Source organism: Holophaga foetida DSM 6591 (genome assembly GCF_000242615.2).
Classification (GTDB): domain Bacteria; phylum Acidobacteriota; class Holophagae; order Holophagales; family Holophagaceae; genus Holophaga; species Holophaga foetida.
The window spans coordinates 2,351,071-2,374,826 of sequence record NZ_KI912268.1; the positions used below are offsets into that span (position 1 = coordinate 2,351,071).

The 23,756-nt window shown below is 63.2% G+C and carries 19 protein-coding genes and 1 tRNA gene; 8 read left to right on the plus strand and 12 right to left on the minus strand.

Annotated elements, in window-relative coordinates:
* Together mog and HOLFODRAFT_RS0210530 are read left to right on the plus strand one after the other, a co-directional pair.
* Positions 1 to 522 carry a molybdopterin adenylyltransferase gene (mog, locus tag HOLFODRAFT_RS0210525; protein WP_005033161.1) on the plus strand — a complete coding sequence of 174 codons (522 nt, stop codon included), beginning with the start codon at positions 1 to 3 and terminating at the stop codon, positions 520 to 522.
* A gap of 153 nt (positions 523 to 675) precedes the next feature.
* Entirely contained in the window at positions 676 to 1,131 is a 456-nt protein-coding gene (locus HOLFODRAFT_RS0210530) for an Hsp20/alpha crystallin family protein (protein WP_005033163.1), read from the plus strand.
* A gap of 48 nt (positions 1,132 to 1,179) precedes the next feature.
* Here the strand turns inward: HOLFODRAFT_RS0210530 and HOLFODRAFT_RS0210535 are convergent, their stop codons facing one another.
* Positions 1,180 to 1,809, minus strand: a complete 630-nt coding sequence (locus tag HOLFODRAFT_RS0210535) for a 50S ribosomal protein L25 (protein ID WP_005033166.1) — start codon at positions 1,807 to 1,809, stop codon at positions 1,180 to 1,182.
* 165 nt (positions 1,810 to 1,974) lie between these two features.
* On the opposite strand from HOLFODRAFT_RS0210535, the gene ppk1 reads away from it, so the two are divergent.
* Both ppk1 and HOLFODRAFT_RS0210545 read left to right on the plus strand, forming a co-directional pair.
* Positions 1,975 to 4,113 carry a polyphosphate kinase 1 gene (ppk1, locus tag HOLFODRAFT_RS20570; RefSeq protein WP_005033169.1) on the plus strand — a complete coding sequence of 713 codons (2,139 nt, stop codon included), beginning with the start codon at positions 1,975 to 1,977 and terminating at the stop codon, positions 4,111 to 4,113.
* 30 nt (positions 4,114 to 4,143) lie between these two features.
* The gene (locus HOLFODRAFT_RS0210545) at positions 4,144 to 5,190 is read left to right on the plus strand and encodes an Mrp/NBP35 family ATP-binding protein (RefSeq protein ID WP_005033172.1); all 1,047 of its coding nucleotides are present in this window, start codon (positions 4,144 to 4,146) and stop codon (positions 5,188 to 5,190) included.
* Positions 5,191 to 5,279: 89 nt separating this feature from the next.
* On the opposite strand, the gene HOLFODRAFT_RS0210550 is transcribed toward HOLFODRAFT_RS0210545, so the two are convergent.
* The 3 genes from HOLFODRAFT_RS0210550 to HOLFODRAFT_RS0210560 are packed head-to-tail and all read right to left on the minus strand — an operon-like array spanning position 5,280 to position 9,392.
* The gene (locus HOLFODRAFT_RS0210550) at positions 5,280 to 7,961 is read right to left on the minus strand and encodes a tetratricopeptide repeat protein (protein ID WP_005033174.1); all 2,682 of its coding nucleotides are present in this window, start codon (positions 7,959 to 7,961) and stop codon (positions 5,280 to 5,282) included.
* Positions 7,962 to 8,010: 49 nt separating this feature from the next.
* Entirely contained in the window at positions 8,011 to 8,439 is a 429-nt protein-coding gene (locus HOLFODRAFT_RS0210555; protein ID WP_005033176.1) for a cytidine deaminase, read from the minus strand.
* A 47-nt stretch (positions 8,440 to 8,486) separates the two neighbouring features.
* Entirely contained in the window at positions 8,487 to 9,392 is a 906-nt protein-coding gene (locus tag HOLFODRAFT_RS0210560) for a DUF58 domain-containing protein (RefSeq protein ID WP_005033179.1), read from the minus strand.
* Between the two features lie 40 nt (positions 9,393 to 9,432).
* Between HOLFODRAFT_RS0210560 and HOLFODRAFT_RS20575 the strand changes: the two genes are divergently transcribed.
* From HOLFODRAFT_RS20575 to HOLFODRAFT_RS23035, 3 genes are all read left to right on the plus strand, one after another.
* The gene (locus tag HOLFODRAFT_RS20575) at positions 9,433 to 10,071 is read left to right on the plus strand and encodes a riboflavin synthase (RefSeq protein WP_005033181.1); all 639 of its coding nucleotides are present in this window, start codon (positions 9,433 to 9,435) and stop codon (positions 10,069 to 10,071) included.
* Positions 10,072 to 10,156: 85 nt separating this feature from the next.
* Positions 10,157 to 11,317, plus strand: a complete 1,161-nt coding sequence (locus tag HOLFODRAFT_RS0210570; protein WP_005033182.1) for an ABC transporter substrate-binding protein — start codon at positions 10,157 to 10,159, stop codon at positions 11,315 to 11,317.
* 18 nt (positions 11,318 to 11,335) lie between these two features.
* Positions 11,336 to 13,576 carry an ATP-binding protein gene (locus HOLFODRAFT_RS23035; protein WP_005033185.1) on the plus strand — a complete coding sequence of 747 codons (2,241 nt, stop codon included), beginning with the start codon at positions 11,336 to 11,338 and terminating at the stop codon, positions 13,574 to 13,576.
* Here the strand turns inward: HOLFODRAFT_RS23035 and HOLFODRAFT_RS20585 are convergent, their stop codons facing one another.
* The 6 genes from HOLFODRAFT_RS20585 to HOLFODRAFT_RS0210605 form a co-directional block, all read right to left on the minus strand.
* Positions 13,577 to 14,845 carry a M16 family metallopeptidase gene (locus tag HOLFODRAFT_RS20585; RefSeq protein ID WP_005033188.1) on the minus strand — a complete coding sequence of 423 codons (1,269 nt, stop codon included), beginning with the start codon at positions 14,843 to 14,845 and terminating at the stop codon, positions 13,577 to 13,579.
* 223 nt (positions 14,846 to 15,068) lie between these two features.
* Positions 15,069 to 15,839, minus strand: coding sequence for a hypothetical protein (locus tag HOLFODRAFT_RS0210585; RefSeq protein ID WP_005033190.1), 771 nt, complete (start codon positions 15,837 to 15,839; stop codon positions 15,069 to 15,071).
* Positions 15,839 to 16,762 (minus strand): ABC transporter ATP-binding protein, encoded by a 924-nt coding sequence (locus HOLFODRAFT_RS0210590; protein WP_005033193.1) that lies wholly within the window; start codon positions 16,760 to 16,762, stop codon positions 15,839 to 15,841. The genes HOLFODRAFT_RS0210585 and HOLFODRAFT_RS0210590 overlap by 1 nt, the downstream gene beginning before the upstream one ends.
* A complete protein-coding gene (locus HOLFODRAFT_RS0210595; RefSeq protein WP_005033196.1) occupies positions 16,759 to 17,589 on the minus strand; it encodes a hypothetical protein in 831 nt (276 codons plus the stop codon). The genes HOLFODRAFT_RS0210590 and HOLFODRAFT_RS0210595 overlap by 4 nt, the downstream gene beginning before the upstream one ends.
* 5 nt (positions 17,590 to 17,594) lie before the next feature.
* Positions 17,595 to 18,500, minus strand: coding sequence for an ABC transporter ATP-binding protein (locus tag HOLFODRAFT_RS0210600; RefSeq protein ID WP_005033198.1), 906 nt, complete (start codon positions 18,498 to 18,500; stop codon positions 17,595 to 17,597).
* 4 nt (positions 18,501 to 18,504) lie between these two features.
* Entirely contained in the window at positions 18,505 to 20,433 is a 1,929-nt protein-coding gene (locus tag HOLFODRAFT_RS0210605; protein ID WP_005033201.1) for a M1 family metallopeptidase, read from the minus strand.
* 78 nt (positions 20,434 to 20,511) lie between these two features.
* Between HOLFODRAFT_RS0210605 and HOLFODRAFT_RS0210610 the strand changes: the two genes are divergently transcribed.
* A tRNA-Met gene (locus HOLFODRAFT_RS0210610) sits at positions 20,512 to 20,588 on the plus strand.
* A 261-nt stretch (positions 20,589 to 20,849) separates the two neighbouring features.
* Here HOLFODRAFT_RS0210610 and HOLFODRAFT_RS0210615 read toward each other — a convergent pair.
* Together HOLFODRAFT_RS0210615 and HOLFODRAFT_RS0210620 are read right to left on the minus strand one after the other, a co-directional pair.
* Positions 20,850 to 21,674: a hypothetical protein gene (locus tag HOLFODRAFT_RS0210615; RefSeq protein WP_026939240.1), complete on the minus strand. Its 825-nt coding sequence runs from the start codon at positions 21,672 to 21,674 to the stop codon at positions 20,850 to 20,852.
* Entirely contained in the window at positions 21,667 to 22,758 is a 1,092-nt protein-coding gene (locus HOLFODRAFT_RS0210620; protein WP_005033206.1) for a hypothetical protein, read from the minus strand. The genes HOLFODRAFT_RS0210615 and HOLFODRAFT_RS0210620 overlap by 8 nt, the downstream gene beginning before the upstream one ends.
* Positions 22,759 to 23,756: the final 998 nt, after the last annotated feature.

The window sequence follows — 23,756 nt, forward strand, 5'->3', positions numbered from 1 at the left end:
ATGGACACCCCGCGCATCGGTGTCCTCACAATCTCGGATCGGGCCCACCAAGGGGTCTATCAGGACCTTGGTGGCCCGGCCATCCTGACGGCACTCCAGGATCTCCTGGCTGGCTCCTGGGAGCCGATCTCCCGCCTGGTGCCCGACGACCAGACCCAGATAGCCTCAGCCCTCCGGGAGCTCTGTGATGTCGAAGGGTGCTGCCTGGTCTTGACCACCGGCGGCACCGGCATTGCCCCCAGGGATGTGACCCCCGAGGCCACCCTGGCCGTCGGGGAGCGGGAACTTCCGGGCTTCGGAGAGCGCATGCGAGCCGTCTCTTCCCAGATCGTCCTCACGGCCATCCTCTCCCGACAGACAGCCGTCATCCGAGGCCACAGCCTGATCCTGAACCTCCCAGGCAAGCCCAAGGCCATCCGCGAGTGCCTGGACGCCGTTTTCGCCGCTATCCCCGATTGCGTCGATCAGATCGGGGGACCCAAGCTGGAGGTCACCGACAAGGTGAAAGCCTACCGGCACTGAACCCAGGCCATCCCAATGAAACGCCCCTCTCCGGAGGGGCATTTTCATGGATGAAATTTCGCCCTTGACACGTGAGCGCATTGAACGCAGATTATATGTGCGGATAGACATAGGCCACAAAAGCCAGTCATCCCCTTTTCTACGGAGGACATCATGAACCTCATCCGTCGTGGAACCCGCAACCCTGCCTTCGGCACCACCCTGGAGCCCTTTGCGCTCATGCGCGACTTCATGAGGTGGGCCCCCTTCCGGGACACGGACCTCGGGACCGAACTCAGCGCCTTCGTCCCCTCCTTCGACATCAAGGAGACTGGCGATGCGTATGTCTTCGCCGCCGACCTCCCGGGCGTGAAGCGCGACGACCTCGACATCAACCTCACCGGGAACCGCCTCACCATCGCCGGGAGGCGGGAGGCGGAAAGCCGCAGGGAGGGCGAGAATGTCTTCACCTGTGAGCGGGCCTTCGGCCACTTCTCCCGCACCTTCACCCTGCCGGATGGCGTCGATGCCGCCGGTGTCCGGGCAGAGATCAAGGACGGTGTGCTCACCCTGACGGTACCCAAGGTGCCGGAGGTGCAACCCCGCAAAATCACCATCGCCGCCAGCTAAAAAAAGGGCCGCTCTCGCGGCCCTTTTCCTTCCCCTGGGGGGATTCGATTACTTCTTGCCCTTCTTGGCAGGGGCAGCAGCGGCGGGGGCCTCCTCGGCGCCCTCGACGACCTCCTCCACGGGCTTGCCCTGGATGGTGCAGATCACATTGTGGGTGTCGCCAATGATGGTCAGGTGGGTGTCAAAGGTCACCTGATCCACACGAAGGGTATCGCCAATGCGCATCCCGGCGACGTTGATATCGATGTGACCGGGAATGAAGGCGGGCAGGCACTCGACTTCAACCTCGCGGTGGGTGAAGTCCAGGATGCCGCCCTCCTTGACGCCGATGGGGTTGCCCTTGAGGACCAGGGGAGCCTTGACACGCACCTTGTGGGTGGGATCGACGCGCATGAAGTCCACGTGGGAGAGGCGGCCGGTGACGGGATCGCGCTGCAGGTCCTTGATGATGACGTGGCGCTTGATGTCCGTGCCTTCACGCTGCATGTTGATCAGGCTGTTCATGCCGGATTCGCTGGCGATGATGCGGGCCACAACCTTGGGACTGATGGCGATGGACACGGTGGGCTCGTTGAGACCGTAGATGACCGCGGGGATGAGGCTGGCGTTGCGCAGATCGCGGGTGGCGTTCTTGCCGACCTTCTCACGGGGGGTTACGACGATGGTTTCTTCGCTCATGGTTCCTCCTACCTGGCCGCTGAAACGCGGCCCTCTCGTTGGGGACGGGCCTGGCGGCCCGGATGCCCGTCGTGGGCAAGCTGTTAGAATACCCCCGTTTCCCTTATTTTTCAAAGGTCCATTACCCGTCACACGCACGTCACGGCCCCCAGGCAGACTGTAATCATGGTTCGAACCCTCCCCCGCCCTGATGATTTCCTGAATCGCGAGCTGAGCTGGCTGGCCTTCAACGAGCGGGTGCTCGAAGAGGCCGAGGATCCCCATGTCCCCCTCCTGGACAGGGTCAAGTTCCTCGCCATCGTCTCCAGCAACTGGGACGAGTTCTTCTCGGTCCGGGTCGCCGGAATCTGGCGCCAGATCGATGCCGGTATCACCCACCCCGGGCCTGACGGGCGGACACCCCGGCAGCTCCTGGACGAGATCTCCACCCGGATCCACGACCTTTCCACCCGCCAGCACGCCATCTTCCACGACACCCTCAAGCCCCTGCTGCGCTCCGAGGGCATCCACATCCTCAAGCCGGACCAGCTCAGCGATTTCCAACGGGACTTCGTCCGTCGCTACTTCGAGCAGACGATCTCCCCTCTGATCACACCCCTGGCGGTGGACAACAGCCACCCCTTCCCCCGCCTTGGCAACCGCGCCCTGGTGCTGATGGCGGAGCTGGAGGCCGAGGAACGACTGGAGGAGGAGCGCCTCCCCGTATCAGAACTGTCCATCATCCACGTTCCCCTCACGGTGGCCCCCCGCTTCCTGCGGCTTCCCAGCCCCCAGGGAGGCTATGCCTTTGTGATCCTGGAGGACGTGATCCGGATGTTCGCCCACCAGGTCTTCTCCGGATATTCCATTACGAACTGCAACGCCATCCGGGTGACCCGGGACATGGATCTGCCCCTGGATGAGGACCCCTACGAAGACCTGATGAAGACCGTGGAGGAGCACCTCCGCAGCCGCCGCCGAGGCGCCACGGTCCGGCTCCAGTATGAGGAGGGCCTCAGCCCCCACCTTCTCAACACCCTCATTGAGGAACTGGAACTGGCGCCGGAGGACCTCTACCCCACGGAAGGCTTCGCCGCATTCTCCGACCTGATGCAGCTCTACGAACAGATCGACCTGCCGCACCTGAAGGAGGCCCCCATGCCCCCTCTTCCGGTACCTCAGATCGAGCAAGCCCATTCCGTCTTCGACGCCATCGCCAAGAACGACATCCTGGTGAACCACCCCTTCCAGAGCTTCGACGACTCGGTAATGCGTTTCCTGAGGGAGGCTGCCGACGATCCCAACGTCCTGGCCATCAAGATGACCCTCTACCGGATGAGTCGGCAAAGTCCCATCGCCTCCGCCCTGGAGCGCGCCGCGGAGCGGGGTAAGCAGGTGGCCGCCATCGTGGAACTCCGGGCCCGCTTCGATGAGGAGGCCAATATCGCCTGGGCCCGACGCCTTGAGAAGGCCGGCGTCTACGTGGTCTATGGCATGCCCTCCTACAAGACCCACGGCAAGGCCTGTCTGGTGATCCGGCGAGAGGCCACGGGTATCAAGCGCTACTGCCATCTCAGCACCGGAAACTACAACGAAAAGACCAGCCGCCTCTATTCTGATCTGGGGCTCTTCACAGCCAGGCCGGAGTTCGGCGAAGACCTCTCCAACCTCTTCAACCTGCTGACGGGCTACACCCGCCCCCCCAGCTTCCATAAGCTAATCATAGCGCCCCAATCCTTCCGCCAAGCCCTCTACGACCGTATCGACCGAGAGCGCCAGCACGCCCGGGATGGCAAACCAGCCCGCATGATTCTCAAGAGCAATGCACTGGCCGACGGCCCCATGATTCAGCAGCTCTACGAAGCCAGCCAGGACGGCGTAAAGGTCGATCTCATCGTCCGGGGAAGCTGCTGCATCCGCCCTGGCGTGCCCGGTCTTTCGGAGAACATCCGGGTGGTATCCATCCTGGATCGCTTCCTGGAGCATGCGAGGGTCTATCACTTCACCAATGACGGGGATCCGGAAACCATCCTGGCATCCGGGGATCTCATGAGCCGGAACCTGGACAACCGTGTCGAAGTGGCCTTCCCCCTGGTGGATCCCATCGTGGCCGCCCAGGTGGTGGAACTTCTGGAACTCCAACTTCAGGACACGATCAAGGGGAGGGTCCTGGGCCCAGATGGTTCGGTGCTCCGCCGCGGCCTGGACCCCAATGGCCCTCGCCTCAACAGTCAGATCAAGACCTACGAGCACCTGCTCTTCGTAAGCGGCGCCAGGTTCGTCACCCAGAAGCTGAGCGGGACTTATCACGATGAGGACATCTGAGGCCTTAGACTGGTAGTTCTCGGAGGCATCATGGGAAAGATCAGTCGGGCCGCAATCTACGATGTGCTGAACGCCTTCCAGGCGCCGGGGGCCAACGCCTCCCTAGTGGCCATGAAGGCCGTGCAGCGCATGGAGGTGGAGGAGGACCGGGTCTTGCTGGACCTCCGCCTCTCCAGTGTCTTCCAGCCCCACGAAGCCGTGATGCGCCAGGAGCTGGAAACCCGCCTCCGGGAACGGGCCGGAGCCGCCGAGCTCACCCTCCGCTTTGCCTGGGAGCGGGCCCCGGAGGTTGAAACGGTCAACCTCCTTCCCACCGTCAAGCACTGCGTCGTCGTGGGCAGCGGCAAGGGTGGCGTGGGCAAGAGCACCGTGGCGGCCAACCTGGCCTGCGCCCTGGCCCTGAAAGGGCTGAAGACAGGGCTTCTGGACATGGATATCCACGGCCCCAGCATGGGCATGATGTTCGGGGTCAAGGACGGGCCGGAAGGCACCCCGGAGGGCCGGATCATCCCCATCGAGAAGTTCGGGCTCAAGCTCATGTCCATGGGCTTCCTCATCGATGACGACCGGCCGGTGATCTGGCGCGGCCCCATGCTCAACAAGGCCCTGGTGCAGTTCCTGGGGGATGTGGAGTGGGGCGACCTGGATGTCCTGGTGATCGACCTCCCCCCCGGCACCGGAGATGTCCAGATCAGCCTGGTCCAGAACGCCAAGGAGGCCATCCAGAAGGGCGGGGCCATCGTGGTCAGCACTCCCCAGGATGTCGCCTTCCTGGACGCCAGGAAGGCCATCAGCCTCTTCCAGACCGTGGAGCTGCCCATCCTGGGCATCGTCGAGAACATGTCCAGCTTCATCTGCCCCAGCTGCCACACCGAGACCCAGATCTTCGGCCACGGAACGGTCAAGGCCGCCGCTGCCCGCATGGGCCTGCCCTTCCTTGGCGAGGTTCCCATTGACCTGGACCTGCGCAAGGGCGGAGACGAAGGGACGCCCCTGGTGGTGGGACACCCCGAAAGCCCCCAGTCCCAGGTCTTCCTCGGCATGGCCCAGGAGCTGAAGGACCGCTTCAAGCTCTGATACCCACACAGGATCCACCGAAGGGTGCAGAGAAGGTTCCGACCTCCCTCTGCGCCCTCCGCGTTGAATCTTTCAGCACCCCACGGCGATCACCCCAGCCGCGCAGCCACTTCGCGGTAGTCAGGGTCCATCTCGTAGACTTGATGGAACTGCTCCAGGGCTTCCTCATGGTTGCCCTGGAGGAGCAGGATCTCACCCAGGTCATAGCGGAGGCCAATGCCATCCTCTGGAGGGAAACCAGGGGATTCAATGCCTTGGCGCAACCATGCAACGGCCTCCTCCAGGTTCCCCTGGGCCTGCTCGCAAATGGAGAGCATGGAGCAGCACTCCAGGGTGCGCTCGGGATCCCGCATGGCTTTCTTGAACTCCTCCATGGCGGGCTCGATCAGCATCATTTCCTTGTAGGCGATGCCGAGGTTGTAGTGAGTGTCGTAGTCATCACCCTTGACCTGCTGCTCGACACCCTCCCGGAAGGCGTTGAAGAGTTCATCCACACTCTGGATCTTCTCCACCACATGGGTGGCATCGTGCATCTCCTCGCCCTCACCGGTGTCGATGAGGCCATCCCCCAAGACATCCGTCAGATCGAAGAAGGAGTTGGCGAAATCACTCTCCTCCAGGGGCTTGGCGGCGGGCTTGGCCTCCCGTCCCAGCCTGCGGAGGGCCGCATCGGCGACCTCCAGGCGATCCAGGAGCTCAGGATGGCGGGGATAGCGGGCCAGACAGGCCTCGATCTCCAGCTTGGCCTCTTCGGGGCTCCCATAGTCGAGCTGGAAGTCGATATCTGAAAGCGAGGAGCCCAGTTCCTCATCCACCTCGGCGGAAACGGGTTCCTCCGGCACCGGAAGTTCCCTGCCCTTGAGGAACTCCAGGGGCTCCAACTCCAGGGGCTCCACCTCCGGTAGCGGGAGCTCGCCCACCACATCCTGAACCTCCAGCTCAGGCATGAGAGGCGCCTCAAGTTCCGGCATCAGAGGCGCTTCAAAGGCCTCCAGGGGAGGGAGCTCCTGGGTCGGGGTCTGGAAGGCGAGGGGCAGCTCGAAGGCGTCTGGGGCAGCAGGAGTGTCTACCGGGGGAATGGGCTCTGGCAGGGCCTCAAGGGCGGGAAGTTCTTCGAGCTCCTCCATCGGGAAGACGGGAAGGGCATGGTCAGGATAGGACTCTTCCACCGGAGCGGGCAGGGCAATGACAGGGACCAGGGTGGGGCCTGAATCCGTGACCGGAGCGCTCTTGAGATCCAGGAGTCCGAGGGTCCTCCGGTAGAGACGCGTGGAGCCCGGGAAGAGGGCCTCGGCCTTGTCCAGCAGTTCGATGGCCAACTCCCGGTGCCCCAGGGGCACCAGACGCTCAGCCTGCTTCACGAAATGCATCTGCACCGCAGTCATCTTGCCGGTGCTCTTGATAATGTCTCCCACCCGGTTGATGGCATCCCGGTTGGTCGGATCCAGCTCCAGGATCTTCTGGAAGCAGTCCTGGGCACGGTCGGTGATCCGGTTGCGCAGGTAGTGCTCCGCATCCCTCTGGAGCTGCTCGATCTGCATGCGACGGACCGGATCCACCTCCGTGACCTCGAAGGCGGGGGACGGCTCGATCTCAGGTCCAGGGGCGAAAGTCACCTGACGGCTGGGAGCCGCCTCTGTGAGTTGCTCCGGAGTGACGCCAAGGCCGCCGAGCTGCTCAGCGATCTCGTCAGCCTGCGAGGCATTGCCCTGGGCCATGGCCTCGCCACGGGCCTGCTTGAGGGCCTGGATCTGATCGGCGCGATTTCCGCTCTGGTGGGCGATCTCCGCCAGGAGAAGCCACGCGTCCGCGCTGAGATGCCCCTGTAGCCCCATCTCAAGGGCATGGGCCGCCGCGTCCCCGTGCCCTCGTCTGGCCATCTCACGGCCGATGGGCTGGTAGAGCCGAAGTGCCTCCTCCGCCCGCCCAGCCTTGACGAGTTCACGCAGGGCACGCTCGCAGAGGGCCAGTGACTTCTCCGGAAGCTGGGGGATCTGGGCCAAGGCCTCCAGAGCTGATTCCGGATGCTTGGCCTGGATCTCCACCTCAGCCAGAGCGTCCAGAATCTCAAGACAGCGGGGATTTGCAGTCAAGCCCTCCCGAAGGTAGCCGGCGGCCGCCACAAGGTCCTTCTGGATCACCGCCAAGCGGGACTGGGTGAGGAAGACCTGGGGCGTGGTCACCATGGCCTTGGCCCGCTCCAGGATCTGGCCGGCCTCGGTGTGCATCTGCTCCACGGCCAGGGATTCCGCCACCTCCAGGTAGATCCCGGCCGCCCGTTCCTTCATCCCCTCTTTGTTGTAGAGATCCGCCAGCTTCACCTTGTTCTTGAGATTCTTGGGGTCGAGTTCCACGACCTTGGCGAATTCTTCCAGGGCCCGCTTGATGAGGCCCTTCTTCGTGAAGTGATCCGCCACCTCGATGTGGATCGCAATGGCCTCCTTGATCATATTGGTCTGGCGGTAGAGGTCCGCCAAACGGGCCGCCACATCCACATCCCCGGGGGCCGTGCGGTGGGCTTTCTTGAGAACGGCGCTGGCCTTGGCCTGGAAACCGCCGCGCTCGAACCCGATGCCCGCTTTCTTGAACATCTCGATGGCTTCCGGGACACACCCCGCCTGGAGGTAGGCATCCCCCACGCGATTCACCATGTTGAAGTCGTCGGGCCGATCATCCACCAGCTTCAGGAATTCCTCAATGGCCCGCTCGATCCTGCCTGAGGCGAGAAAGTTCTCTGCCTGCTTGGTGATCTTGTTGCGGTCAATTGCCATGAGATGCCTCGGAACTGTACGTGATTCTAAAGCGTGATAGGGCAGTTGCCTAGTCGAGAATCCCCAAATGACGGCCAGTGAAAGCATAGGGGAGCAAGTCCCCAAGCCGGTGGATAACCCGCTCCCGCCGATTGGCGAGCAGAATGAGCAGTTCAGCGGAGAACTCTGCCAAGACCTGCCGACAAGCACCACACGGGGGTGTCAGGGTTTCTGCCTCGGTCACCACCACCAGCGCGATAGGACCGGGAAGCCTCAAGCCCTGGGCCACCGCAGCGCTGATGGCACCCCGCTCGGCACAGAGCCCCACGGGGTAGGAGGCGTTTTCCACATTGCACCCAGTCACGATCCGCCCCCCCGGGAAGGCCAGGGCCGCTCCCACCTTGAAGCGGGAATAAGGGGCATAGGCGTGGCCCCAGGCCTCCCAGGCCGCACCCAGCAGTGGTTCCCATTCCGGGGACTGGGCATCTTCATAGGGCATGGAGGCTCCTGCGTGGGGTTACAGCGTAGGGCCAGAACCAACCAATCTCAACTCCCCTCTGCTTGTGCCAGTGCCAGGGCGCGCCAGCTGCTGGTCCTCCCCTGAAAGGCTCTACGCCCCTCCCGCCCGAAGATCTCCAGGAAGACCTCCCGACGCTTGAGGTGGGCGTGCAGGATCGCGCCCGAGAGGCGCTCCAGCTCATGTTCGAAGGCGATTCCCGGCCGCCACGCCTGCAGATCCAGCCGGAGCTGCACCCCTACCGTGACCTCCTCCTCGAACTCCCGCACCCAGGGCTCCCCCCGCTGGGCCGTGCGCTTCCAATGGATACGGGCAGGCGGATCCCCGATACGGAAGGGCCTGGCGCCATCGGGGCTCGCGGCCCCGCTTCGGGAGGATGTCCTGGGGGCTTCGCCCTTCCACTCGGCATGGCTGGGCCCGGATCGGGGGTGGGGAAGGACCATCAGGGCTTGATCGATGGGAAGGCGCAGCGATTTCTCAAGAAAGCCGAAAGGGTAGCTGGTCCGCAGTTCCAGGGCGCTCACCCGCCACCAGCCCCGCCGCTCCGGATGGGCCTGGAGGACCACCACCCCTTCGGCCAGCGCCCTTCCCCCTGCGTAGTATCCGGGCTCAACCCGCCCGCCTTCACAGATCAGACAGATCTGGAGGCAGCGAACCCGCCCGGGAAACCGGTCCCGGAACTGGACCCGCACCCCGCCCCCCATGCGGACAAAGAGGTTGCCTTCGGTGATCTGCACCATCCGAAGCCCCCGGATGGCCGCCCTGCTCACCCAACCGGATACCAGGAAGAGGCCCACCATCAGGGAGAAGACCAGATAGAGCAGATTGTTGCCTGTATGCACTGCCAGGGCCCCGAGGGCGAGCATGGCCAGCAGGTACTCGCCCCCCAGGCGCGTGATGGCGAGGCCGAGATGGCCATCATTCCACAGTTTCATGTGCCTCCCCTCCAGCCCATCCCATGGGATACTGAAGACTATGTTCACCGGACTGATCCGTCACCTGGGCAAGCTCGAATCCCGCACCCCCCGTCCCGGGGGGGCGCGACTCCGCATCTCCGCTTCGCCGGAACTCCTGGCGAGGGCCGAGATGGGCGCAAGCATCGCCTCCAATGGCTCCTGCCTCACGGCGGTGAGCCGGAACGAACACGCATTCGAAGCCGACCTCTCCGAGGAGACCCTCCTCAAGACCACCTGGAGCCGTCTCCCCCTGGGGGCGATGGTCCACCTGGAGCCCGCTCTGCTCGTAGGCGACCCCCTGGATGGCCACCTGGTATCCGGCCATGTGGACGGCGTGGGGTGCCTCCTGGAGCGTCCCCGGGACGAGGGTTTCTGGCGCTTCTCCATGCCTTCGGACCTGGCCCCCATGACCGCCCCCAAGGGCTCCGTGGCCGTGGACGGCATCTCCCTCACCGTCGTGGAATGCGGTCGGGACTGGTTCACCGTGGCCCTCATCCCCGAGACCGTCCGCAGCACCCGCCTTGCCGGCATGCGTCCCGGCGATGAGGTGAACCTCGAAGCCGACCCCATCGGCCGCTATGTCGCCCGCGCCCTGGAGCTCAGACAGAAGGATGCGACCTTGGGGAATTTCATGAAGAACGGGTGGGGACAGGCCTGACCCGGCAGGAAATCATCCCAGGGCATCTCCCGCCGATGACATGAGAACACTGACGTTTGTGTTGCGAATCAGCGAGGAGAGGGAGATGGGGCAAAGGAGGCGATGGGCCTCGGTGGGGGTCTTCGCGATCACCCTGCTGGCCTGCGCCTTCGCATGGAACTGCCGCTCCGAGAAGCCCATACCAGTGGGATTTTCAGCCCAGTTGACAGGGAAACAGGCCGAACTGGGGGTCCAGGAACGGAATGGCGCCCAACTCGCCATCGATCAGTGCAATCGACAGGGGGGCATCCATGGACGGATGCTCAAACTGCTCATCCGGGATGACGCCGGCATCCCGGAGCGGGCCAGGGAGGCGGACCGGGATCTGGTCCGGCAAGGCGTGGTGGCCATCATCGGCCACAGCACCTCGGCCCAGTCCATCGCGGGCCTGGAGGTCACCAACCCGGCCCGGAGGGTCATGATCGCTCCGACCGTTTCCAGCCCGCTGCTGAGCGGCAGGGATGACTTCTTCTTCCGGGTCTACCCTTCCTTCCAGGAGAGCGCCACGATCTTCGCCCGCTGCGCAAGGAAGGAGGATGGGATAACACGGTTCGGCATCCTTTTTGACGAGGACAATGCCGGGTACTCCCGGGCATACCTGGAGGCATTCCGGCGCTCCTTCCTGGCCGAAGGCGGAAGAGAGGCGGAGCTGGCTGCCTTCTCCGCCACGGCCCAACCCGTATTCGATCCCATGCTCGCGCGATTGCGGTCAAGGGGCGTGGACGGGCTTCTGATCATCGCCTCCGACACCGACACGGCCCTGATCGCCCAGCGCACACGGGTCATGAAATGGCCAGTGCCCCTCTACACCTCCGCATGGGCCCAGACCACGACCCTGATCCAAAGCGGCGGTCGGGCCGTGGAGGGATTGAAGATTGAGCAGTCCTTCGCCCCCGACCATGCGTCCCCACGTTTCCGGGAATTCCGGACGCTCTTTGAAAGCCGCTTCGGCCACCCCCCTTCCTTCGGGGCGGTGTTCAGCTATGAAGCCGCCCAAGTGCTGATAGAAGCCCTGAAGCGTTGCCAGGGAAGGGCGGAGGGCCTGAAGGAGGCCATGCTGGAGACACGGCACTTCCAAGGGCTGATGGACCCTTTTTCGCTGGACCGCTTCGGGGATGTGGATCGCCCCTTCTACCTGAGCGAGGTTCAAGGGGGACGCTTCATCGTCCTGAAGAAACTGACCTCCCCCCAGTCGGACTCCCGATAATCCGGGCCGCCACAGACCATGCGGAACACCCCCTCTCCCCGCCCCGTCGACCGGCTCCTTTCGAGGCTGGTCTTCTGCCACCTCTATCTGCCGCTGCTGGGCCTGGAGATCCTGACCATCCTCGGGCTGGGCTACTACAGCGCGAAAAACCAAGTGAACCACCAATCCCAGGTCACCCATTCCGTATCGCAGCTTGTGGACTACCACCTAGCCCAGGGCGAGCGGCTCCTGACGACCCTCTCCAGGGCCATGGCAGGGGCTTCCCCCGCAGATCGCACCCTGTTCCTTCGGAGCACATGGGAATCCTATGGCTACTTCGAAACCCTCTACCTCCTGGACCGACAGGACCGGGTGAGCGTCCTGATGCCCGAGGATGGTCGATTCCAGGGGCTTGATCTCTCCAACATGCCCGGCGTCCTGGAAACCCGTGAAACCCATCCCTTCACCATATCCCCTCCCTACATCTCCGTCCGGACCGGCGAACCGGTGGTTCTGCTCATCCAAACAGTTCCGGGTGTCGGCAAGGTCGTCGGTGAACTGAAGCTGGGCATGCTCCAGAACGAGATCCTCCAATTGAAGGGCAAGTCCGACATGGACTTCCTTTTCATCGTGGATCAGCACGGAACCCTACTGGCCTACCCCCAGGTGGACCGTGTCAAGGAACGGGGCAACCTCCAGCACCTGCCCGTGGTCCGATCCCAGGCCGGGACCTTCATTTACAGTCTGGAGGGGACCAAGGTCCTTGGCACCGGGACCCGGATCGAAAGGACCGGATGGGTTGTGGTCGACCAGGTTTCCCTCGCCCGTTTCAGTCAAACCTATCTACTGACAATAGGTGAGATCCTACTCGCATCACTGGTCATTTGGGGCCTGCTGTGGTGGCGGATGCGAAAGCAGCTTGCGAAGCGGATCACGCGCCCCCTCAAGGGCCTCAGCCTGCAAACGGCCGCCATCACCGAAGGCGATTTCCATTGGGTCAACGAACAGACCGATTCCATGGACACCTTCCTGGAACTGAGCCAGCTCTCCATGGATTTCAAGGCCATGGTCTTGCGCCTCCAGGCCCGAGAAAGAGCGCTGCTAGAGAGCGAGAGCCGCTACCGAGGGCTCTTCGACCGCATGCCCATCGGATTGTTCCGCTTCAGCCTCTCCGGAGAGTTCACGGATGTGAACCCTGCCATGGTCGAGATCCTGGGCTATCCCGACCGGGAGACGCTTCTGAGGCAGAATGTCCACAACTGCCTGGCCGCACTCTTCGAGCAGGAGCCTCGCATTTCCGGGGACCTGGACCTGAAAGACCGGGAGACCCCCCTGCTTCGCATGGATGGTCAGCAGATCTGGGTCCAGATCAGCGGAAGCTTCGTTCCGGACCGGGAGGGCTTCGAGGCCAGTCTGCAGGAGATCACCCAGCGTAAGCAGGCCGAGGCCGTTCTCCGCAAAGCCCATGACGAACTGGAGCAGATGGTCCGAATCCGGACCGCCCAGCTGTCGGAACTGAATGCGGAACTCCTCCAGGCCAAGGAGGGAGCTGAAGAGGCCAACCACTCGAAGAGCATCTTCCTGGCGAACATGAGCCACGAACTGAGAACCCCCCTGAACGCCATTCTTCTTTATGCGGAACTGCTGATGGAGGAGATCCGGGAGCTCGGCTATGCCCAGATGGTGGATGATCTGGCCAAGATCCAGCGGGCCGGAAAGCACTTGGTGAGCCTCATCGACGACATCCTGGATCTTTCCAAGATCGAAGCAGGCCGGATGACCCTGTTCCTGGAAGAGATCTATGTGCCGGACCTGCTAGAAGAGATCGCCACGACCATCGCCCCCCTCATCGACCGGAACCGGAACCGGCTTCAGATAGAAAGGGACCCCGCCATCCAGATCATCCACTCGGATCTCAAGAAGGTGCGCCAGTCCATCTACAACCTCCTCAGCAATGCATCCAAGTTCACCGAAAACGGCCAGATCAAGCTGAGCGTGCACCCCTCTCCCGTGGACCAGGATTTTGTGGACATCACGGTGGCCGATACCGGCATCGGGATGAGCGAATCCCAGGTAGCCCGAATCTTTGAGGAGTTCGGCCAAGCCGATCCCTCCACGGCCCGGAAATATGGCGGAACAGGACTTGGGCTGACCCTCTCCAGGAAATTCGCAGAAATCCTGGGGGGCAGCATCCAGGTCCGCAGCCAACCTAAAGAAGGATCCGTCTTCACCCTCCACCTCCCCAGGGTCAGCCAAGCGCTCCCGTCGAATGGATCCTAATCAGCCCAGATCCGCCTTCCGGATCTCCCCGCCCTTGCGGGTCCCCAGGGCGGCCACGGACAGGGAGCCTGGACACAGGAGTCTCGAGGCCGCGGCGTTCAGCTCCTCCAGGGTCACGGCATTGATCTCTTCGATCTGCTCGTCCAGGTTCCGCAGACGGTCCATGTGGATGGTCTGGTGGGCCATGGAGAACATGCGGGCACTGGTGGATTCCTGGCTGAAGACCAGACTGGTCCGGGCCTGGAGCTTGGCCCGCTCCAGCTCATCCGCCGTGGCCCCCTTCTCCGCCAGCTTGGCGCACTCGGCCACGCTGCGCTGCACCAGCTCCCGGGCCTTGCCGGGGGCACAGCTGGCCATGACCTGGAGAGCCCCGGAGTCCCGATAGTGGCTCAGGTAGCTGCCGATCTGGTAGCAGAGGGCATTCTTCTCCCGCAGCTCCAGGAAGAGGCGGCTGGACATGCCCCCCCCCAGGACATGGCTCAGGAGGGTCACCGCCATGCGGTCCGAGCCCTGGTGGCCGCACACAGGCAGGGCCAGCACCAGGCTGGCCTGCTGAAGCTCCCTTCGGGGCACATTCAGGAGGAAGGAGGTCGGTGCGCTGGGCACCACCACCGGGGAGGGTTCTCCGCCAGGCAGGCGGGAGAGGACGGGGTCCAGGAGGCCCATCAGGGCCTCGGGCTCGATATCCCCAGCTGCGGCAATGAGAAGATTGGGAGCCCGGTAGGTCTCCCGGAAGAAGGTCCTGGCGCGTTCTGCGTCGAAGGTCCCCACGGTGTCCCGGGTACCCAGGATGGGGTGGGCCAGGGCCCCGCCCTTCCAGAAGTTCATGTAGAAGAGCTCGCTCACCCAGTCGTCGGGCTGGTCTTCGCTCTGGGCGATCTCCTCCAGGATGACCCCCCGCTCCCGCACGAGTTCGTCCTCGTCGAAACGGGGCGTGGTGACCAGGTCTCCGAGCATGTCCACCAGCTCGGGGAGCTGCTCCCGCAGGACTTTGCCGTAGAAGCAGGCGGTCTCCTTGCCCGTGAAGGCATCGACATTGCCTCCCAGACGATCCGTGGCCTCCGCCAGGGTCTCGGGATCCGGAAAGCGCTCGGTCCCCTTGAAGACCGTGTGCTCGATGAAGTGGGCCAGGCCCTCCTCCCGGGGCCCCTCGTGGCAGCTTCCCCGCTTCACCCAGAAGCCTAGCGAGCAGCTCCTGACGTGGGGAAGGGATTCGATCAGGATCTCGGTGCCCTGGGGGGTGGTGGTGCGAAAGAGCGGTTCAGCCATCCAGCCAGTTTACCCGGATGCTTTCCCTGGTCGCCCAAAGGGCTCCGTCGGCATATGGCTGCCAACGCCAGAAAATCCTGCCGCTCGGCCTTTTTGCTAAACAAATAATAAACATCGTCATAGATTCATGCGGACAAAGGTAAAGACATGAACTGGGATGTCCGCTGATTGCTTTATCCTGTTCATCTCCTCCATCCCAGCCAATCTTGCTTTTCGGGGCCCGCTATCCTTCCGCCTCTCCGCCCGAGAGTCCGATGGGTGTGACATGGAGCTTCCACCCCGCCGCCGCCCAGCAGAGCAGGCCGAAGACCAGCAGCACCAGGGCGCTGGCCCAGAAACCGGTCTCCACGGGCGCCTGGGCCAGGATGCCCTCCCCCCCCTGCGGAGAGCGCCCGGCCAGGGCTTCCACATGATGGATAAAGGTGAACCACTGGAGCCGCCCCGGGAGGAAGCGGACCAAGGGATCCCAGAGGAAGAGCGCCAGCACCCCCCACAAGGTCCCACGGCGGAAAAGGAGGCCCAGGAGACTCAGGAAGGCCAGCTCCGCCCAGTAGGCCAGAAGGAGCGCCAGGAAGTGCGTGGAGACTTCCAGGCCAAGAACGCCCAGCCCCAGGCAGGCCACCCCCAGCCAAAGCCCGCCCCAGAGGAACCACCCCGCTCCCCTGGCAAAGGGCAGCACCCACACAGGACCGGGACGCAGCAGCAGAAAGGGCAGAGTCCGCTGTTCCATATCCTCCCGGATCCCAGCAGGAGCGGCCACCAGGGCCATGATGGGCACCATGACCGGTGCCAATCCCAGGTGGAAGAGGGCCATCGGGGTTGCCCCTCCAGAAGGGGTTCCGTTCAGCCGTAGCAGGATCGACACAACGAGCCCCCCCAGGACGACCACCATGGGCAGAGCGGCCACGACCCAGCCCCGGAGCTGCACCAGACGGGGCAGGTAGCCCTGAAGCAGCGCCGCAAGGGCCGTCATGGGAGAGGGTCTAAGGGGCATCACGCATGATCCTGGACAAGGTAATGGAAGACGGCGTCGAGATCGAGATCCAGCGGACTCAGGGCCGTGAAGGGAAAAGCCCCCTGGCTCACAGCCTCCTGGAAACGCGGGAGGAAGGTCCTGGGGGATCGCACCGAAAGAACCACGGCCCCTTCTTCCATGCGCAGTCCTGCCAGACCCGACTCTTCCACTGCCCAGCGGGCAACGGCCCTGGGGTCCCCGGAATGGACCCGCAGCTCCACCGGGTGACGGTCCAGCAGGGCCCGGATCTCTGAAACGCTGCCTTCAGCCAATAAGCGCCCCCGCAGCAAGAGGAGGATGCGATCCGTGAGCTGGGCCACCTCCCCCAGGATGTGGCTGGACACCAGGATGTGCTTGCCCTGCCCCGCCAGCCCCCTCAGGGTTTCCATGAGCTCCAGGCGGGCCTCGGGATCCAGCCCATTGAAGGGCTCATCCAGCACCAGGAGCTCGGGCTGGTGCAGCAGCCCCTGGGCCAGGCGGACCCGCTGGCGCATTCCCTTGGACATGGAGGAAAAGGGAAGATGGGCACGGTCCACCATACCCACCATGGCCAAGGCCCTTGCCAGGGCGGACTCCAGCTCAGTCCCAGCCAGCCCCGAAAGCCTTCCCATCATCCTCAGCCATCGGTCCCCCCGGAGCCCCGCAGGAAAACGGTCCCCTTCGGGCACCATGCCAATACGAACCAGCACAGCCGGATTGCGATAGGGCGCCTCCCCGAAGACCCGAACCTCCCCTCCAGATGGGGGAAGCAGGCCGCATAGGAGCTGAAGGAGGGAGGACTTCCCCGCCCCGTTGGGCCCCAGGAGCCCGGTAATGCCCCCGCCCATGGGCAGGCTGAAGCTCGTGGGGGAGAGGCCCAGGATGTCCCCGTAGCGCAGGGAGGCCCGATCCAGCGTGATCATGCCAGCGCCTCCCTAGGCCGGGTGCGAAGGACCGCCACCCCAAGCCAGAAACTCAGGTGCACCAAGGTGCCCAGGCCGGTGGCGATCCAGCCCAGCTCCCCGGAGGCCCCACAGAGGATCCGGGGCCAAGCCTGGGCCAGGGCCATGGGGCTCACGGCGTACCAGCCCGGATTCCCCATGAGCCCAGAGAGAAGCGTTCCCAGGACGCCGCAGCCCAGCACCCCCCCCAGGGCCCAGGCGAAACCGCCCCCGGGGGTCGAGGCCAGGGACGAAGCCCCCAGGGTGAGAATGCCCATCAGAAAGGACACCACCAGGGCCGCGGGAATCAGGTGGAGGGGGGCCGTGGGCCAGACCGGCCCCTGGGCCCCGGCCATCAGGAGCGATACCCCCCAGGGCAGGAGGATAAAGGGAAGCAGGATCAAGAAGGGCAGCCCCACCGCCACCAACCCCTTCCCGAGGAGGTAGTCCAGATGGCGCACGGGATGGGCATACATCAGAGGCCGGATGCGGTAGAGGGTGTCCCGGGCCACCAGGCCGCCCCCAACCTGGGCCACCTGGAGCCAGAGCAGGAAGAGCAGTACCTTGCCCAGGAGTCCCGCCTGGAAAGCCGCCCCCTGGGGGAGGAGCTGCCCGGCCACGCCCGCCATGGGCTTGAAGTAGACCAGCGCCAGATCCACCAGGAGCACCAGGGCGAAAGCGAAGCCGAAGAATCGCCCCAGGCGCTGCCTCAGGATGCGACGAACCTCGAAGCGGGCCAGCACCAGAGCCGGTGCCAGCCCCTCCCCCTGGAGGGGGCGAGGCGGAAGGGTGGGTGCGTGGATAGGCATGGGAATCAACCGTGAAGGGCGCGGAGCAGGACTTCGTCCAGGCGGTCGTGGCGGGGGGTGAGCTGCACCAGCACCGCCCCCTGGGCCTGGGCCCACCTGAAAGGGGCCACCGGATCCGGCTCCAGGAGCTCCAGGTCGTAGAGCCCGTTGCGGGTCGCAAGCAGGCTGCCCAGCTCCTGAAGTGCGGCCTCCTGCCCAGGCGTCAGGGGATCCAGAAAGCGCAGCTCACAGCGCCGCGCCAGCCGGGAGCGCAGCCCGTTCATGCTGCCACTGGCCTTGAGGCAGCCCTGGTCCAGAATCACCAGATGGTCCGCGCAGCGTTCCACGTCCTCCAGGAGGTGGCTCGACAGGAGAACGCTGGCCCCGAGCTGGTCCCGCACCTTGAGCACCAGGTCCAGCATCCGGGAGCGCCCGTCGGGATCCAGGCCATTGGTGGGCTCGTCCAGGAAGAGCAACCCGGGACTGTGAACCAGGGCCTGGGCCAGCTTCACCCGCTGGCGCATCCCTGTGGAATACCCCGAAACCGCCCGGTAGCGGGACTCATCCAGCCCCACGAAGTGCAGCACCTCGTGAGCCCGGTCCCGGGCCTGGGGCGCAGCCATCCCAGAGAGTTCGCCCCAGAAGGCCACCTGCTCGAAGGCCGAGACATCCTCGACGAGGGCGTCGTATTCCGGCATGTAGCCCACCTGTTCCCGGAGACGCACGGACTCGGGGCTGCCCAGGGGGATCCCCAGAACCCACCCCTGACCCGCATTGGGCTTCAGGAGCCCCAGGAGGGTCTTGAGGAGGGTGGACTTCCCGGCCCCATTCGGGCCCAGGATTCCCGTCACCCCTGGTCCCAGCTCCAGGTCTACCCCCTGCAGGGCCACCCGGGAGCCATAGCGGACCTCAAGTTGCTCGAAACGGATCACAGGCTCACCCCAGACCGATGCCCTGAAGGGCCCCCATCACCACACCCCAGACCATCTGGGCCCAGTAGTGGAGCCCCCGGCGCACAGGCTTCGTGGTGTACGAGGCATGAAGCCGATCCTTCAACAGAGGGTAGTTCCCATCGGGGTCCAGGATCGCGGCCTCCACCGGGCTCTCGAACTCGAAGGTTGCCCATCGATCCTGGCCATCCCACGTGATCCGTTGCTCCAATCGATTCCCCAGCCGCACCCAGAGGGTGATGGGCACCTGGATCCCCCCGCGGCGCTGCAGGGTTACGGAGCCCTGGGGCCCGGGAGCCACGGGGATAGGGAGCGCAAACAGCATCCCCTTGGGACCCTCCTGCCACCCCCCGTCCAGGGATTCCCGGGTATTGACCCGCTCGATCACCATATCCAGAACCTCGGACCCTTCCACGAAGTCCCTCCAGAAGCTGCTGAGGTCCCGGCCCGAGACCCGCTCGGCCACGCGACGGAAGTCCTTTCCCGCGGGATGCTTGAAGGCCATCTCTTTCGCGTAGGTGGCCATGACCTGCTCCATCACAGGACGCCCGAGGAAGGCCTCCATCTGGTTCAGGACCAGGGCGGGCTTCGAGTAGGCGAAGCGCCCGTAGGCCCACCCATCCCGCATGCGATACCCAGGCTGCAGGATGGAATCCCCGGTGGGGTCCGTCCAGTAGTCCCACCAGTCCGGCGCCAGAGCTGCCACATGGAGGCGGCGGCTGTTGAAGTAGCCCTGGAAGTCCTGATCCAGAACCTTGGCGGTGAACCAGGTGGCAAAACCCTCGTCCAGCCAAGGTTCCTCTACTTCATTGGAGGCCAGGACTCCCTGGAAATACTGGTGGGCGAATTCATGGATAACCGTGTCCTCCAGGCCATATCGCTGCCCGGTGGGCTCGAAGGCCTTGGAGGCGGCGGTCACCAGAGTGGGGTATTCCATCTCATCCACGTCCCTGGGCACGTCCACCACACTGAACACCGGATAGGGATAGGGGAAGAGGGCCTCATGGGACTGCTTGAGGGCGGCCTTCAGGGCGCGGAACTGGCGATCCACGTTGTGGGCATTGGAGGCACGGTAATAGATGAAGAGCTGGGTCTCCCGATGGTCCCGCCACCAGGAATATTTCTTGTAGCCCCAGGCCCCCCGGGGCATGGCCACCCAGGCGAAATCGTGGACATCCTCAGCATGAATACTGTATACAACATGCCCCTTGCGATTGGGGTCGGGAACGGCGTCAAGACCCCCCTGGGGGATCGAAGTCCCCGAATGGGCGACCAGGAGGGCGTTGGGCACCGAGAGTTCTACGTCGTAGACCCCGAAGTCCGCAAAGAACTCCGTAAAGGCGTGGTAGGCCGCACAAACCCAACGATCGCCCTGGTAGACCCCCACCTTGGGAAACCACTGCGCGGCCATCAGGAAGTCACCGGAGGCCGACCAGCCGCTACGGGCACGGATCCTGGGGAAGCGGCTTTCCCACTCGATCTTCACCTCGATGGTATCCCCGGGGTTCACGCTTCGCCCCAGGCTGACCCAGTAGACACTCTCGTCTTCCCCGAAGTGGCCAGCGAGTTCCCGGCCATCCAGTTGGACAGTCTTAAGGCGGCAGTAGCCCCAGGAAGATGGAGCCCCAGGCTGGAGTAACTGCCCCCAGGATTCCTTGTAGAAGAGGGACTTCGGCCCCTTGAAGGCGTTGAGATAGAGATGGAGTGGGAACTCCGAGGTCGGGGCATGCCCCCCGTTGCGCCAGACGATGGTCTCCCGCCCCTCGACCCGCTTCTCCGCCCAATCCAGCGAAGCCGAAATCCGGTAACTGGCCAGCCGCGGAGACTTCGGCGCCTCGAACCACTTCTCCGGAGAAGCAGACCCAGACACCCCCCCCAAGAGGAAAAGGCAGGTCAGCATCAAGGAACGAAGCATAAACAACTCCAGCCCCAGAAGAGTAGCGCAATTCAAGCTTGCATTCCCCTCCAGGTGCGGTAGACTAAATATTCCTGACGCGGGGTGGAGCAGTCCGGTAGCTCGTCGGGCTCATAACCCGAAGGTCACAGGTTCAAATCCTGTCCCCGCTACCAAATGAAAAGCCGACACTAAGTCGGCTTTTTTGTTGTATATACGAAAATCCGCCAGCCCGTAGGACAAGAGCGGACCGAGCAGGATGTGAAAGAGCGACTCTTGGGTTAAGACACCGGCCGAAAACGGGGCGGAAAGCAGCCCTCCGAAGAGGAGAATGGGCGAGAAATCGAGCTTTGGCTTAAGGATCCGAGAGACTCTGCCCCTGGCCATCCGTGACCCAAAGCGACGTTTCGCGCCTTGCCCGCCTCAGCGGTAATTCCTTATTTCACAGCATGGAGCAGGTCCTTCGTAAGGAACTGGAGAGCGGTGGCTGTTTCTTCTGGGTCTACGAGGCCGGATACCGCACGAAGCGCCATCTGAACCCCATCTGATCGTCGATCCCCGAATTGGGACTCGAGCAATTCAAGCGACACCTTCGCATTTGCTTCAGCTCGTGCATCTCCGAGGATCTTGCCGTATCTGCTCGCCATATCCTCGGTCGGAGTCCCCCGAAGCAAGCGATAAACATCAAGGGCGTCCTTATCGCTCAGCCGATCAGAACCGAGTCGATCCTGGATTTTGAATACCTTGGACATCAACAAGGCCGCTGGGCCAGCCACTGAAAGAGAAAAGGAACGATGGTCATCTGCAACGAAGGAGCCGACATCCATTTTTTCCGCATCTACAAGGCTGCCTTCAAGGCCCTTTACCTTCCGGGCCACTTTTGAATCATGCCCTATGAGCCCAGCAGACCTCCTCCCTGTCCCCGGGCTCATACCTTCTGGGACTAACAAGTCCACGGCGACCTGGGTCTCCGGGTTTGTCGCCGTCTTCCTGTGGGTAATCCACATCCCGACACTGTCACTGCTCTTGGGTGCGAATCCCGCCGCCAACAACTGGCGTTCGATGGCTGGGCGCTCTTCCAAGACCCTCGGATCTACGGCCAAATCTCCGTCTGTTGTGTAAGAGGCCACAGCAAGGTCAGCCTCTCCCACCCGGAGATATACCGCCTGAGCGCCAACCAGGACCAGAGCGGCCCTGTGCTCGCCCAAGGCGTCCAATGCATCCAGTAAGACCGTTCGAGCGATTACATACAGCTCATCCACGCCAAGCTCCCTCATTCATTCGCATCCACTCGATCAGTTCCTCACCCTCGGCTGGGCCACGTCCTGGGCTTGTCAGAAGGTCTGCAGCGACCTGGCTAGGCGCGGCATACCATACCCCATTGCGTTGTTCGGCCTTCTTGTAGACGTATTCATCCGTGGGCTGAATCAATACGACATTGATGCCAGTCTCGGTTGGTCGCAGGCCCTGCCCCTTGGCAAAGTTTTCCACATCGTCCACATAGATCGTGAGCAACCGGGGGCTCGTGATCGGCGCCCATTGATTTGCGGCCATCCCCCCAGTGATGGCATACCGCCGGGGTTCCGCCTGAAGGCGGCTCATCAACCCGGACAGCCCTCTGGGTTCGATGTAGAAGACCTGTTTTCCTCTCTTCTCGAATGGGGACTCCTGCCCCCACCGACGCAGCAGCTTCTCCCAATCGACCTTGGCCAATCCGCCTCGTGGGGTTCGGTCGACGATGGCCTCTGATTCAAGAAGGGATATCACTCGGGAGACATACCCCGGGTCGACCCCGGCCTCTGCCGCCAGTCCTCGGACACCCAGCACCTCTCTTCGATCCAACAAGGTCCGAATCAGACGAGCGGCCTTCGCTCCCTTCAGAGATCGAGCAGGTCTATCTTCTCGGTTTGGATCTTCCTTGGCTCCTCTGACCTCTATGAAGAGCCCGGGGCTCGTAACAGACAGCCAAATGTTCCCCGTGAAGTCTAGGTAGCCAATTCGTGCTTCTCGAAGCTCCTTCTGAGTGGCAGTCGAGAGGTAGGGGGCCATCAAAAGGGCGGTGCTTTCGTTGTTCATGTGACCGATCCGCTTTGACAGGAGGAGCACTCCCCTCGGATCGATTCGCGACTTGTACTCGATCAGTAGGTCAGAGCTTCGTCGGTCGGGTCCGTAGAGCCTCGCCAAGGCATCAGCGACCCAACCCCAACTGTCTGACCTGCTCTCCCGCTGAGGGAGTTCTACTTCCCAGCCCTGGGGCAGCCTCATTCGTAATTGGCTTATCCCACGCTGGATGGCATCACGTTCATCCATCCGCGAGAGAGAATTGGTGTTGTCTTGATTGGCCATGTTGCACGCCTCGTGCAACAGTATGCATTCAGGCAACAAGCGAAGCAACCCCCCTAAATGCAGTCAACAAAAATTAAACGTTTGTTAGATTGAATAGAAAAATGAAAAATAATAACCATTTTAACGATTATGGAGTAATTCGAGTAACCGTTCCGCCAACTGATCCACCGAAGTAAATACCGTGCCTTTCCCGAAGGACTCCCCGCACCTACTCCTCCACGCCCAAGACCCGCCCGTTCCCCATAGGCGATCGATGTCCTGGATCAGGTTCCTAATGGGCGACATGGCTCGCTTTCAGTGCCTCAAGAAAATCTTCGGTCTGGATGCTTGTGACAATGCCCCAGCGGAGGGAGATCGGAGACCCATGTCTCTTCACCTCGTTGAGCGTCCTCTCGCTGAGAATCTGGCCATCCATGATATCGGGAGTATCCACCGTCTCACCCTGGGGACGATTGGCCAGGGCATGATCCAGGTGTGCGGCCAGAACCAGTTCCGCTCTCCGAAGAAGGGCGGAATACCTTCTTGGAAGACCTTCCTTGAGTTCGGAGAGACTCTGCCCCCTTTGTGCCCCTCAACTGCGAGGAGGTGGTCGGAACGGTGGGGACCTGGATGCCCTCCTCCGCCAGATGCTGGAGCGCCTCCCGGGTCCAGCCTGATCCGCCCCCCGCAAACCCCAGGCTGACCCGGTAGGTCTCCTCCTGGCCAGGTTTCCAGGGGCGGCAAGGGTTCCTTGAGGAGCTTGCGCGCACCCCGTGATTTGACCCAGTACCCCCGGCCCGGACGAGGCACATGGAGTTTCTTGCAGATCTTCGCCAGCCCCACATCCGAGATCCCCAAGGCGCGCGCCAGTTTCTGGACCGGCTCGGACCAGACCGCCTCGTAGAGGTCTTCACGGGTGACGTGATCCGGGTTGAGCATGGGCCATCTCCCAAGAAACGATGGAAAGATAAGGCCGATTCTCCTCCCATCCCGGCCTTTTGCTGGATGCCAACCTGATC